Annotated in this window: 15 protein-coding genes; 6 read left to right on the top strand and 9 right to left on the bottom strand. The window is 72.6% G+C overall.

Annotation, left to right across the window (positions count from 1 at the left end; genetic code table 11):
* Nucleotides 1-26: 26 nt before the first annotated feature.
* Nucleotides 27-908, top strand: a complete 882-nt coding sequence (locus MUY22_RS30695; protein WP_247050367.1) for an aminoglycoside phosphotransferase family protein — start codon at nucleotides 27-29, stop codon at nucleotides 906-908.
* Between the two features lie 10 nt (nucleotides 909-918).
* Here the strand turns inward: MUY22_RS30695 and MUY22_RS30690 are convergent, their stop codons facing one another.
* Nucleotides 919-1,692: a maleylpyruvate isomerase family mycothiol-dependent enzyme gene (locus MUY22_RS30690; protein ID WP_247050365.1), complete on the bottom strand. Its 774-nt coding sequence runs from the start codon at nucleotides 1,690-1,692 to the stop codon at nucleotides 919-921.
* 84 nt (nucleotides 1,693-1,776) lie between these two features.
* Here MUY22_RS30690 and MUY22_RS30685 point away from each other — a divergent pair, with 84 nt between their 5' ends.
* Nucleotides 1,777-2,133: a hypothetical protein gene (locus tag MUY22_RS30685; RefSeq protein WP_247050363.1), complete on the top strand. Its 357-nt coding sequence runs from the start codon at nucleotides 1,777-1,779 to the stop codon at nucleotides 2,131-2,133.
* A 12-nt stretch (nucleotides 2,134-2,145) separates the two neighbouring features.
* Here MUY22_RS30685 and MUY22_RS30680 read toward each other — a convergent pair whose 3' ends face one another.
* From MUY22_RS30680 to MUY22_RS30660, 5 genes are all read right to left on the bottom strand, one after another.
* Nucleotides 2,146-2,805 carry a VC0807 family protein gene (locus MUY22_RS30680; RefSeq protein WP_247050361.1) on the bottom strand — a complete coding sequence of 220 codons (660 nt, stop codon included), beginning with the start codon at nucleotides 2,803-2,805 and terminating at the stop codon, nucleotides 2,146-2,148.
* Complete coding sequence (locus tag MUY22_RS30675; protein ID WP_247050359.1) at nucleotides 2,802-3,899, bottom strand: NAD(P)/FAD-dependent oxidoreductase; 1,098 nt, start codon at nucleotides 3,897-3,899, stop codon at nucleotides 2,802-2,804. The genes MUY22_RS30680 and MUY22_RS30675 overlap by 4 nt, the downstream gene beginning before the upstream one ends.
* 1 nt (nucleotide 3,900) lies before the next feature.
* Complete coding sequence (locus tag MUY22_RS30670; protein ID WP_247050357.1) at nucleotides 3,901-4,380, bottom strand: MarR family winged helix-turn-helix transcriptional regulator; 480 nt, start codon at nucleotides 4,378-4,380, stop codon at nucleotides 3,901-3,903.
* 82 nt (nucleotides 4,381-4,462) lie between these two features.
* A complete protein-coding gene (locus MUY22_RS30665) occupies nucleotides 4,463-5,242 on the bottom strand; it encodes a hypothetical protein (protein ID WP_247050355.1) in 780 nt (259 codons plus the stop codon).
* A 49-nt stretch (nucleotides 5,243-5,291) separates the two neighbouring features.
* The gene (locus MUY22_RS30660) at nucleotides 5,292-5,441 is read right to left on the bottom strand and encodes a hypothetical protein (protein ID WP_247050354.1); all 150 of its coding nucleotides are present in this window, start codon (nucleotides 5,439-5,441) and stop codon (nucleotides 5,292-5,294) included.
* Nucleotides 5,442-5,589: 148 nt separating this feature from the next.
* Here MUY22_RS30660 and MUY22_RS30655 point away from each other — a divergent pair, with 148 nt between their 5' ends.
* Genes MUY22_RS30655 through MUY22_RS30640 form a run of 4 tightly spaced genes read left to right on the top strand, consistent with a single transcriptional unit; the run spans nucleotide 5,590 to nucleotide 8,989 of the window.
* Nucleotides 5,590-5,985 (top strand): GntR family transcriptional regulator, encoded by a 396-nt coding sequence (locus tag MUY22_RS30655; RefSeq protein WP_247050352.1) that lies wholly within the window; start codon nucleotides 5,590-5,592, stop codon nucleotides 5,983-5,985.
* Nucleotides 5,982-6,863, top strand: coding sequence for an ABC transporter ATP-binding protein (locus MUY22_RS30650; protein ID WP_247050350.1), 882 nt, complete (start codon nucleotides 5,982-5,984; stop codon nucleotides 6,861-6,863). Before MUY22_RS30655 ends, MUY22_RS30650 begins: the two co-directional genes overlap by 4 nt.
* Nucleotides 6,860-7,849: an ABC transporter permease subunit gene (locus tag MUY22_RS30645; protein ID WP_247050348.1), complete on the top strand. Its 990-nt coding sequence runs from the start codon at nucleotides 6,860-6,862 to the stop codon at nucleotides 7,847-7,849. The genes MUY22_RS30650 and MUY22_RS30645 overlap by 4 nt, the downstream gene beginning before the upstream one ends.
* A 21-nt stretch (nucleotides 7,850-7,870) precedes the next feature.
* Nucleotides 7,871-8,989 (top strand): alpha/beta hydrolase, encoded by a 1,119-nt coding sequence (locus MUY22_RS30640; RefSeq protein WP_247050346.1) that lies wholly within the window; start codon nucleotides 7,871-7,873, stop codon nucleotides 8,987-8,989.
* 54 nt (nucleotides 8,990-9,043) lie between these two features.
* On the opposite strand, the gene MUY22_RS30635 is transcribed toward MUY22_RS30640, so the two are convergent.
* The 3 genes from MUY22_RS30635 to MUY22_RS30625 are packed head-to-tail and all read right to left on the bottom strand — an operon-like array spanning nucleotide 9,044 to nucleotide 12,193.
* Nucleotides 9,044-9,643, bottom strand: a complete 600-nt coding sequence (locus tag MUY22_RS30635) for a TetR/AcrR family transcriptional regulator (protein WP_247050344.1) — start codon at nucleotides 9,641-9,643, stop codon at nucleotides 9,044-9,046.
* 28 nt (nucleotides 9,644-9,671) lie between these two features.
* A complete protein-coding gene (locus MUY22_RS30630; protein ID WP_247050342.1) occupies nucleotides 9,672-10,742 on the bottom strand; it encodes a hypothetical protein in 1,071 nt (356 codons plus the stop codon).
* A complete protein-coding gene (locus MUY22_RS30625) occupies nucleotides 10,739-12,193 on the bottom strand; it encodes an NAD(P)/FAD-dependent oxidoreductase (RefSeq protein ID WP_247050340.1) in 1,455 nt (484 codons plus the stop codon). The genes MUY22_RS30630 and MUY22_RS30625 overlap by 4 nt, the downstream gene beginning before the upstream one ends.
* Between the last annotated feature and the right edge of the window lie 34 nt (nucleotides 12,194-12,227).

Raw genomic sequence — 12,227 nt, 5'->3', positions numbered from 1 at the left:
CCCGTCGGCGGTGGCAAACTGCCGGGGTGGACCTGGACGAAGTGCGCGTAGGGCTGGTGGACCGGTTCGGTCCCGGGGCCGCGGGGTGGCTCGCCGACGTCCCCGCCCTCGCGGCCCGGCTGGCCGCCCGGTGGGGCCTCGAGCTCGGTGAGGTGTTCGCGAGCGGCGCCGCGTCCGTCGTCCTGCGCTGCCGCCGGCCGGACGGGACACCCGCGGTGCTCAAGCTCAGTCCGGATCGGACACTGCTGACCAAGCAGGCGGAGATGCTGCGCGTGTTCGCGGCCTCGGGCCGGGTGCCGGCCGTGCTGGCCACCGACCCGCGGGCCGGGGCCATGGTGCTGGAGGAGATCCGGCCCGGCACCGAGGCCGAAGACCTGCCGCAGACGGCACTGCCCCGGTTGTGGGGCGAGTTGCTCGCCGCGCTGCACGCCGTGGCCCCGCCCGCGGACTGGCCGTGGGACCTGCGCGGCCGGTTCGACGAGTCCTTCGCCCGGATCGGCCGGAAACTGGCCGACCCGGCGATCGGCGCCCGGATCGGCCAGGCCACCTGGCACCGCGCGATCCGGCGTTGCGAGGCACTGCTGGACACGCAGGACACCGTCGTGTTGCTGCACGGCGACCTGCACCTCGGCAACGCCCTGGACGGCGGCCCGTCGCGGGGTCTGGTCGCGATCGACCCGAAGGCGTGCCTCGGCGATCCGTGCTTCGACGCCGTGGACTACGTGGTCGCCGGCGCCGGGCTCGAGGGGGTCGAGACCCGGTGCCGGCGGGTGGCGGCCGCGTGCGGGCTCGACGGCGACCGGCTCTACGCGTGGAGCCGCGTGGTCGCGCCGATGTTCGCGATCGCGCACCTCACCCACGACGGTCCGGAGCCGGTGATCGACGAGCTGCTCGCCTTGACCCGGTGAACCGGGCCGGTCAGAAGCCGGGGAACACGCGGCGCAGGTCGTCGAGCGTGACGCCGCCCTCGACGGTGACGCCCTTGTCGTAGGGCGCCTTGAGCCGGCCGTTGATCAGCCGGACGAACGCCTCCGCCGGCCCGTCGAACGTCGCGGTCGGCGCCTCCAGGTGATCCACCAGGGTGACGGCGTCGTCGATCACCAGCGCGCCGCCGGGGACCGCGACCGACACCGGGTCCGCGAGCTCGGCCGGCTTCGCGAGGAAGCCCAGCAGGAAGCCCACCGGCCCGGACAGGAGCTCGACGAGCACCTCGGCCGAGCCGGGGTCCACGCCGGTGTCCGGCTCGAAGGCGACGCGCACGTCCCACGAGTGGTTGGCCACCTCGTTGAACCGCATGCCCAGCGCGGTCAGCAGCGGGACCGGCTCCGGCCAGAAGCCGAGGTCGACGGTCAGCGACGAGCGCTGCTCGGGCGTGAGCGCCTCGACCGTGTCGAGCCAGCGGGCGTTGTGCTCCAGGAAGCCCTCGGCCTGCGCGCGCGGCGCGGACGCGTCCCAGCGGGCCCAGATCGTCTGGTTGTCTTCGGCCGCCACGGTCTCCCCGGCGGCGCGGGCGATGGGTGCGCGGCCGATCTCCGCGCCGCTGCCGAGGTGGGACAGCGCCTGGGCGACGGTCCACTCGGAGGCACCGCTGGTGGTGGCGAGCTGGTCGTCGGTGAGGCCGCCGACGAGGCCGGCGAGCGTGTCGTGCTCGGAGCGGAGGGCGGCGATGGTGCGGTCCACGAGTTGACTCATGCCACGCTCAACTCCCGAGGGGACGTGTGTGTTCCACTGATCACCGTTTCCGGTGAGGAAGCGCCGCTCGCCCGAGGAGGACGCGTGACAACGGGACGTGTGCTGGTGGTCGGACTCGATCCGGCCAAGCTCGACGGCTGGGACCCGGCGCCGGTCCAGGCGGCGATCGCCCGCGGCCGGGCGCGCTTCGTAGAGCACGGTGTCGAGGCCGACTGGTGCCTGCTGACGCTCGACGGCGACGCCGAAGAAACGCTCGTGACCGCGCTGACCGCCGCAGACTACGGCTGCGTGGTGATCGGGGGCGGCATCCGCACCCACGAACCGTTGCTCGGGTTCTTCGAGAGGGTGATCAACCTGGTCCGGCGGCACACACCCGGCGCGGCCATCGCCTTCGACAGCACCCCCGAGGACTGCGTCGACGCCGCGCTGCGGTGGCTGTGATGCGCGGGGAGGTCAGTGCCGATCGGCCGGCTGGCGGTCGCGTTCGGCCAGCAGGATCGGGCGGACCTTGCGCATCCGCAGGCGCGTGTAGGCGATCATCGCCACCAGCACCGCGATCAACGGCACCTGCGACAGCAGCAGCGAGTCCGTGATCTCCGCCGGTGCGAAGCTGTAGACGATGATCACCCGCAGCACCGCGTCCAGCAGGAAGCCTGCGCCCCACACCAGCGTCACGGCGCGGATCGCCGTACGGAAGGGCTCGGACACCGCCCAGCTGCGGTCGTAGGCCTCGGCCACTCGCGGGTCGCCCCGGGTGGCGAACGGCTTTCCGGCCTCGAACACCAGCGGGCGGCCCACGAACAGGCTGCCCAGCGCGTACACCCCGGCCACGCCGACGTAGAACGCCGGCTTCAGCAGCAGCACCCGCGGGTCGTCGCTGACGAACAGCAGGACCACCGACAGCGCCACCTCGATCACCACCAGGATGCCGAAGCCGTCGAGCTTGCCCCGGCGCACGGTCGTGATGATCGCGTTCACCATCGTGGCCAGGCCGCCGATGCCCAGCGCCCAGAACGGGCTGAGCCCGGCCACCGTGTGCAGCAGCCAGTAGGCCACTATCGGCAGCACCAGGTCCAGCGCGAACGGTGCCAGTACGCGGATTCTCCCCTTCATCGGTTCTCCCCCGTTTTCACTCCGGCGGCCTGGTTGCTGCGGCGCACCACGGCCGTGGCGTACTCCCGCATTTCCGTTTCGTACGCGGCGATCGCGGCCAGCGGATCATCGCCCGCCAGCGCCGCCGCCAGCAACGCCGCGTCCCGCAGCGCCGTGTTCGCGCCGACCCCGCCCGACGGTGGCATCACGTGGATCGCGTCGCCGAGCACGGTGATCCGCCCGGCCGGCCATTCGGGGACCGGTGGCGACGTCCGGATCGGCGTGCGGAACGTCGCGGGCACGTCGGCGTGATCCACGATCCGCACCAGCTCCGGGTGCCAGCCCCGGACGACGTCCTGCGCGAACCGGTGCAGCGCAGCGGGTTCCCGCTCCTGCGGCGCCGCGCCGACCACCGCCCACATCAGGTAGTCGGCCACCGGGGTCAGCTCCGGCGGGAAGACCGGGGTGCGCGCCCGGAACGTGGCGAGGGCCAGCGTCGCCCGGCCGCCGGCCACCGCGGTGAAGCCGTCGAAGAACCGGGCGGGCAGGTCCGGCAACGCGGCCAGGGGCGTCCGGCCGTAGACGCAGCGCAGCCCGGTGTCGATCGGCGCGCTGCCGGGGGCGACCGCCACCCGGACCGCGGAGTGCACGCCGTCGGCGCCGACCAGCACGTCGCCGCGGACCTCACCGCCGTCGGCGAACCGGACGCGCACGCCGTGCTCGTCCTGGTCCGCCCCGGTCACCTTGTGTCCGAAGTGGACGTCCTGCTCGAGTCCGGTGAACAGGATCTGGCGCAGGGTCCGGCGGTTGACGGCACTGTGCTCGCCGCCGCTGCCGACGTCGAACGTCGAGAGCACGGTCAGGTCGGTGCCGAGCGTGCTGATCCGGCCCGCGCCCGGCACCGACGACGTCGCCAGGTAACGCCGGTACAGGTGCTCGGGCAGGCAGCGGCGCAGCGCTTCGCCGCCGTGGCCGTCGATGTGGATCCGGTAGCCCTGGTCGCGTTCGCCGAGGTCCGGGTCGCGCTCGAAGACGCTCACCCGCACCCCCGCCGCGCGCAGTCCCTGGGCGAGGCACAGGCCGCCGACGCCGGCCCCGGCGATCAGCACGCGCACGTCACTCGCCCCCGGTCCGCTGCTGCCACGGCCGGCCACCGGGCCGCTGGGTGCGGCGCTTGGCCTCGTCGACCGAGGTCTCGAGCCGGGTGAGCAGGCGCCCGAGCGTCCGCACGTCTTCGGCGTCCCACCCGGCCATGAAGTCGGCGAACCGGTCCAGCCCGATCCGGGTCAACGCGCGGACCTCGTCCCAGCCGGCCTCGGTGAGCGAGATCAGGCAGGAGCGCCGGTCGGCCGGATCGGCCTCGACCGCGATGAGGCCGTCGTCCTCCAGCGACCGCGTCTGCCGGGTGATCGACGACGGGTACAGATCGAGCTCGGCGGCCAGCTCGGACGGCCGCACCTGCTGCTTGACGGCCGCCTGCTGCAGGATCGCCTGCCGGGTCGGATCGACGGCCTTGTTCTGCGCGCGGCGCACCGCCTGGCCGATCCGCATCAGCGGGTAGACGACCTGCTCGAGGTCCTCGTAGTCGTGGGGCATGACCCCACCGTGCACTATTTGCGCCACGCAAACAAGTGGTTCGCGAGAAGTTCAGGGATGACCCTGATCTTTCGTCAACGCTTCAGGGCACCCGCAAGGCTTCGATCTCGGCGTCGCTCAGCAGTGCTCCGACCAGGGACGGCGGGCCGGCGACCTTGGTGGCCCACAGGTCGTAGTCGGTGCAGAGGCACCACGAGCGGTCCTCGGCCCAGAGGTTGGACGGGCTGAAGCCGACCTCGGAATCGTCGTACAAGCTCTCGGCGTCACCCAGCGTCCCCGCCCGCACGTGACGATGCTCGAAGTCGGTCGCCCCGAGCGTCAGCGGGCTGTAGTAGGCCAGGCAGCGGGTGTTCGGGCCCGCGGGACCGTGTTCGGCGAGGATGCCGATCAGCCGCGTCCAGGTCTCGCGGTCCAGGCTGCCCTCGGCAGGCGGGATGATGCCGAGCGGCCAGCTGCCGGCCTTCCTGACCGAGGGGAAACAGCGGTACGACGGCAGCAGCCCCTCGGGGACGACGGGGTCGCCGGTGCGCTGCGCGAGTTCCGCCCAGCGCAGCCGTCGCCAGCCGGCGCCGGGGTGCTCGGCGCGACCCAGTCCGCCGCCGGTGGCCACGCTCCCGGTTTCGATGTCGACGCCGCCGATCACGCGCGGCCGGGCAGTGCCGTCCGCGAGCCGCGCTTGGCGGTACTCGTCGTACGACGTCTCGCCCGGCCCTCGCTCGTGCTCGTACATCGCGTTGAGCACCCACGCCGCGTCGGGCATCGCCGGCGGCATGAACCCGGTCAGGCCGTCGCCGCACCTCTCCCGCAACCAGTCGGTGGTGCCGGACGGGGCGAGCGGCCATGGGTTCGCGTCCTCGGGCACACGGTCACCCTACGGCCGGTCCACCGGGCGGAGGCACGCCGGCCGGGCCTCACTCGTCGGCGAGGCCGTCGATCTGCCAGCCGGCCGGGGCCAGGTCACGGCGGGCGCGTTCCAGGCACTCCAGGTGCGGCTCGGCCTCGGCCCGCGGTGCGTCGTCCGCGGCGCCGGCTCGGCGAGACCCGTTCACGACCTCCGGCATCCGGCACCCCTTTTCGTTGCCCGGCAAGGCCTTCCGATCACAGCACAGAGCACCGTAGCGCCCGGGTCTCACTATGAGACAGGGGGTACTGGCGCCGGCGTCGCCTGTTTAGCTATAGTGCTAGTCACCTAGTTAAATGGAGTTGCCGATGATCGAATTCCACCTGGACGCCCGGTCGGGCCTGTCCCCCTACCAGCAGCTGGTCCAGCAGGTGCGGCACGCGCTGCGCCTGGGCCTGCTGAACGAGGGAGACCAGCTCCCGAAGGTCAAGGACGTGGTCGCGGGCCTCGCGATCAACCCCAACACCGTGCTGAAGGCCTACCGGGAGCTGGAGCACGACGGCCTCGTCTCGGCGCGGCCCGGCGTCGGCACGTTCGTGACGGCGACGCTCGGCAACGGCGTGTCGTTCGCGGCGATCGGGCCGCTGCGCCGCGACCTCAACCGCTGGCTCTCCCAGGCCCGCAAGGCCGGTCTCGACGAAGAGAGCATCGAGGCCCTGTTGATGTCCACGTTTCGCGACTCCGCAAGAGAGGACATAGCGTGACCGTCCTGCGCGCCCAGGGACTGGGCAAGAAGTACAAGCGCGAGTGGGCGTTGACCGGCTGCACGCTCGAGATCGAGGCCGGCCACGTCACCGGGCTCGTCGGCCCCAACGGCGCCGGCAAGTCGACCCTGCTGAACATCGCCGCCGGCATGCTCGAGCCGACCACCGGCACGATCGAGGTGTGCGGCGGGGTGCCCGGTAGCGGGCCCGACCAGCTGGCCAAGGTCGGGTACGTCGCCCAGAACACGCCCGTCTACCCGGGCCTGTCGATCGACGAGCACCTGCGGTTCGGCGCCCACCTCAACCCGCGCTGGGACGCCGCGCTCGCGACGAAGCGGATCGAACGGCTCGGCCTGGACCCGAAACAGCCCGCGGGCAAGCTGTCCGGCGGCCAGCGCGCCCAGCTGGCGCTCACCCTCGGCCTCGCGAAGCGTCCCGAACTGCTGTTGCTCGACGAGCCGGTCGCGGCGCTCGACCCGTTGGCGCGCCGGGAGTTCCTGCAGGTCCTGATGGAGGCGGTCGCGGAGGACGGGCTGTCGGTCGTGATGTCCTCGCACCTGGTCAACGACCTCGAACGGGTCTGCGACCACCTCGTCGTGCTGGTGGCGTCCCAGGTCCGGGTGATGGGTGACGTCGACGAGCTGCTCGCCACGCACCACCGCCTGTCCGGGCCGCTGCGCGACGTCGAGACCCTGCCCGCGGACCAGCACGTCGTCTCCGCGACGCACACCGACCGCCAGACCACGGTGCTCGTCCGCACCGAAGCGCCCATTCTCGATCCCGTGTGGACGGTCGGGCAGCTCAGCCTGGAGGACCTCGTCCTCGAGTACATGAGCAACCCGGCCGCCGCCCGTCCCGCCCTGGAGGTGCTCCGATGACCTGGTTGGCCTGGCGCCAGATCCGCGTCCCCGCGCTGGCGGTGTTCGCCGCGCTGCTCCTGATCGCCGTGATCCTCGCGATCACCGGCCCGGACCTGGTGGGCCGCACGAACTTCTCGGACCAGGACACGCTGTTCGGCGGCACGATCCTCGCGCTGTACCTGCTGCCCGCGGTCATCGGCCTGTTCTGGGGCGCGCCGATGATCACCCGCGAGCTGGAGCACGGCACGCACAACCTGGTCTGGAACCAGACGATCACCCGCAAGCGGTGGCTCACGACCAAGCTGCTGGTCGGGGTGCCGGCCGCGATGGTGGCGGCCGGGGTGCTGAGCCTGGCGGTCACGTGGTGGGCGTCCCCGATCGACGCGCTCGCGAGCTCGGCGACCAACGGCGAAACGCTGTCCCGCATCTCGCCGGTGGTGTTCGCCGCGCGCGGCGTCGTCCCGGTCGGGTACGCGGTCTTCGCACTCGTCCTCGGTGTCGCCGTCGGGATGGTGCTGCGGCGGACCGTCGCGGCCATGGCCGTCACCCTCGTCGTGCTCGCCGCCGTGCTGCTCGCCGTCCCCCTGTACGTGCGCCCGTACCTCCTGCCCGCGGTGCAGCAGGACGTCTCGATCGGGAACTCGGCCATCAGGAACATCAGCGGGAACGGCGACGGGGTGATCGAGGAGATCGGGGTGGAGACCCCGGCCGGCGTCTGGCTGCTGGCCGACGAAACCGTGGACCCGGCCGGGAACGTCGTCACGCCGCTGCCCGACTTCGTGCAGAACTGCGTGCCGAAGCCGGGCGACCGGGGCGGCCCACCGGACCCGCGCGGCGTCGACGCCTGCATGGCCCAGCTGGACACCCGGGGCTACCACCAGCGCCTGACCTACCAGCCGGGCTCCCGGTTCTGGCCGCTGCAGTGGCTCGAACTGGCGTTGCTCCTCGCCGTGTCGGCGTTGCTCACCTGGTTCTGCTACCGGCGCATCCGCCACCTGTCCTGATCCGATCCCGCTGGGGGAACCATGCGCACACTCGTTGTCGCCACCGCGTTGGGTCTCGCGTTGTCCGCGACACCCGCCGCGGCGAGCACGACACCGCACCTGCCCAGACCGACCGGGTCGCAACCGGTCGGTGTCGCCTCACTGTCGCTTGTGGACACTTCACGGCCGGATCCCTGGGTGCCGTCGGTGCCCTACCGGGAGCTGATGGTCTCCGTCTTCTACCCGGCGGCCTCGGCGCACGGGCCGGCGAAGCCGTACATGACGCCGCTGGAGTCCGAACGCAACCTCGAACGGGAGGGCATTCCCGGCCTGCCGCTGGACGCCCTGAGCACCGTGCGGACCAACGCCGTCGTCGACGCGCCGGCGGCCGGGCGGCGCCACAGCCTGCCGATGGTCGTGCTGTCACCGGGCTGGACCCAGCCCCGGGCCGTGCTCAGCGGCCTGGCCGAGGACCTGGCGAGCCACGGCTACGTCGTCACCGTCATCGACCACACCTACGAGAACCGCGCCACCACCTTCCCCGACGGCCACGTCACCGGCTGCGCCGCCTGCGACGTCGACGACCAGCCGGGGATCTGGGAGAAGGTGGCGGCGACACGGTCGGCCGACACGTCGTTCGTGCTGGACGCGCTGATCGGCCCGCACCCGAAGTGGCGTGGCAGCGCGCTGATCGACCCGCAGCGGGTCGGCATGGCCGGGCACTCCGCCGGCGGCGCCAACACCCTGCAGGCGATGCTCGCCGACCCGCGCGTCCGGGCCGGGATCGACATCGACGGCTCGACCCACGTCCCGCTGCCCGCGTCCGGGCTGTCCCGGCCGGTCCTGTTCCTGGGCAGCATGGACGACTACACCCCGGGCACGCCGAACCCGTACGACGACTGGGAAACCGACTGGCCGCACCTGACCGGCTGGAAGCGCTGGCTCATGGTGTCGGGCACGGTGCACAGCTCGTTCACCGACCTCGGCGTGCTGGCCGATCAGCTGGGCGTCGACATCGGCGCGTCGATCGAGGGGACCCGCGCGCTGGCGATCACGCGGGCCTACGCCGGGGCGTTCTTCGAGCAGCACCTGCGCTGCCGGCCCCAGCCCCTGCTGGCCGCGCCGTCGCCCGCCTACCCGGAGGTGAGTTTCATCCGCTGACGGGGAGCGAGGGCCGGCCCCGGGCCTGGGGGCCGGGGCCGGCCCTGGCGGAGCTCAGCCGCCCAGCGCCGGGCCGAGCCAGCGGCGGACGAGCGCACGCAGCTCGTCGTCGGTGGGGGCGGGGGTCGAGGGGTACTGCAGGAACGACAGGAACAACCGCATCAGGATCTCGGCCAGGCCCTGGAGGTCGTCGTCGGTTTCGACGCCGGCCGCGGCCCAGTCGACCGGGACGTTGCGCAGGATCCCCGCCCCGGCCGAGAAGGCGAGCTGCGAGGTGACGCCGGCGGTGAAGTACTCGCCTTCGCCCGCCTGCAGGAGCAGGCCGAGGTAGGGCTCGCCCGGGACCGTCCGGACGGCGAACACCACCGCCTCCACGGCGGCTTCGGCGGCGGTCCCGAACGAGGCCAGGTGCCGCGCCATCCGCCCGGCGAACTCCTCGACGCCGGCCAGGCCCACGGCGCGGAGGATGTCCTTCAGGCCCGGGAAGTAGCGGTAGACGGTCTGCCTCGTCACCCCGGCCTCGGCGGCGACGTCGGAGAGGCTGGTCTTGGCGAGCCCGGCCCGGTCGAGGCACGCCGTCGCCGCTTCGACGATGCGGCGGCGTGCCTCGTCTTCGGTGCCGGGCGGGTTGCCCCGCCAGCCGTGGTACCCCATGCGGTCCATCTTCCCCGAGCCGGAAGCCTCAGCCGGGAGCAGGTCGGCGGGCGCGGTGGAGCGCGGTCAGCAGCAGGCCGGCCGCGGCGAAGCAGCCGAGCGCGTAGAGCCCGCTGCCGATCGGGGTGCCGTCGCCGGTGACGCCGCCGGTCGCGGCGAAGTACGCCGGCAGCGCGCGGATCCAGCACACGGCCAGGCCGCCCAGGTAGACGGCGGGGTAGATCCGGACGAAGGCGGACAGGGGCTCGGGCTTCCCCCGGCTTCTGAAGACGATCCAGGCGCCCGCCGCCCAGAGCAGGGCCAGCTCGACGCCGAGCACCCAGGCCTGCGCGGTGACGTTCCCGGTGAACAGGCTCGACGGGAGGCCGCCGAGCGCCATCGTCAACGGCGTCAGGACACCGGCCACCAGCACCCGCCACGCCAGCGGCCACCCGCGTCGCGGGCCGGTGCCGGCCAGCCGGACGACGAGGTAGGTCAGGCCGCCCATCGAGACCGAGGCGAACAGCAGCATGCTGGTCATCGGCACCGACGCCAGCGCGGGGTGGTTGACGAGGTCGTTGCCCGGGTTCCACGCCCACCACCTCAGCTGCGGGCCGAGCTGGTCGAAGACCTCGTAGAACAGCTGGCACACGAACGCGACGGCCACCGACGCGAGCAGCGGGCCGCGGCGCCGGAAGACGCCGAGCGAGCGCACCACTTCGTAGGCGAGCTGGCTGATCACCGGGTAGAACGCGACGATGTAGAGCGGCAGCCGGTCCCCCATGAGCTGCACGGTGAACAGGTTGTGGGCGAAGATGAAGCCGTACACCTCATCGAGGCCGAACCACTCCGGGAAGTACAGCGGCGGTTCCGTCACGAAGAGGTAGACCAGCGAAGCCCACCACAGCGCCAGGTTGACCGGGTCGCCGGCGCGGTACCGGCGCAGCGCGTGCACCAGCGCGAACACGGCGCCGCCGACGATGAGCACCTCCAGCAGCGGCATCGTCGGATCGGCGAGGTCCCAGGGCGCGCGGACCGAGACCACCGGGGCGACGTCGTGGCAGTCGAAACCGAGGGTGCGGGTGACGGCCTCGGCGTCCGGTCCGCAGCCGTCGCTCACCGGGCGCCGGCCGGTGCCGCGGCCGGCGAGTAGTCCGTGGCCGGCGGCTCGGCCTGGGGGTCGAACCCGAAGGGCACCCGGTGCCGCCCCAGCGCGGCGCGGAGGCGGTAGCGCACGAGCCCGGCGAGCACCCGCGGGTTCCGCAGCATCTCCCCCAGCGACTCGTCGAGGTTGAACACCTTGGCGAAGTGCTCGTCGACCACTTCGTACTCCCGGGCGGCCCCGACGATGAGGCTGAACGCGGGCGCGGACAACGCCGCGACGATGCGCCGCCGCCACTCCGGCGGTTTCTCCGTGCCGGCCGCGCACGCGTAACCCTGGTCCCGCGCCATGGCCAGGGACCACGGCACGCCGAGCAGCTTGCGCTGCGCGGCCAGGAACCTCGGCACGAACCCGGCGTCGAGCGCTCCGGCGCGGGAAAGGTGCTCGCGCAGCAGCAAAGCCGAGCCCGCCGCGGAGCTGATGCCCTGCGCGTAGAACGGGTTGAACGCGCAGATCGAGTCCCCGACGGACACCAGCCCCCGCGGCGGACCGGGCAGCCGGTCGTAACGGCGCCACTTGTTGCCCGTCGAGCGCGTCAGGTGCACTTCCGAGGTGGGTGCGCACCGGTCCATCGCGGCGGCGAACAACGGCGTCCGCACGCGGCGCGCCGTCTCGACGAAGGCGTCGGTGGTGCGCGGCATCTCGAGCCCCCACGAACCCATGCACGCGATGACGCGGTCGCCTTCGATCGGGAAGAAGTTGACCAGGAAGTCGTGCTCGGCGGGGTGTTCGCCCTGGTCCGGCGTCGGCATGATCACCAGGTGCTGCCACCACCACGACGCGGGCCGTTCGGTGGGCAGGTCGTACCAGCGTGAGGTGTAGGTGACCTTGGCGTCGAGCGTCCGCGCCTCGACCTCGGGCCAGCCCGCCGCCACCAGCCACGCGCTGACCGAGGAGCCGCGGCCGAGCGCGTCGACCACGAGGTCGGCGGGCTCCTCGCCGCCATCGGCGGTGACGACACCGGTGATCGCACCGTCGCGGGTGGTCAGGCCGCTCACGGTGACGCCTTCGCGGACGACGACGTTGGCCAGGCCGCGCACCTTGTCGCGCAGCACGCGTTCGATGAGGATCCGCGAGCTGTAGATCATCGTCATCGCGCTGCGCTTGCGGGCCGACCAGCCCGCGCCGTCGAGGTAGGCGGCGTCCAGGGACGGCATCAGGTGCAGTCCCCCAGCGGCGACGAGGTCGTCCTCGAAGCCGGGGAACAGTGCCCCGATCGCGCGCCGGCCCGAGTTCAGCAGGAAGTGCGGGTGCTTGCTCTGCGGCACGCCCCGGCGGTGCTCGGCCTCGGCGGGCAGCTCGTCGCGTTCCAGCACCAGCACCTGGTCGAAGTAGGGGGCGAGCGCCCCGGCGCTGCACAGACCGGCGGCGCTGCCGCCGAGGACGACGGCCGTCTTGCCGAGCCGCATGCGGATCAACTCCCAGCGTCATTCATACAGATGG

Source organism: Amycolatopsis sp. WQ 127309 (genome assembly GCF_023023025.1).
GTDB lineage: Bacteria > Actinomycetota > Actinomycetes > Mycobacteriales > Pseudonocardiaceae > Amycolatopsis.
The sequence above is the reverse complement of the archived record's forward strand: the minus strand, read 5'-3'. Positions and strand labels throughout refer to the sequence as shown.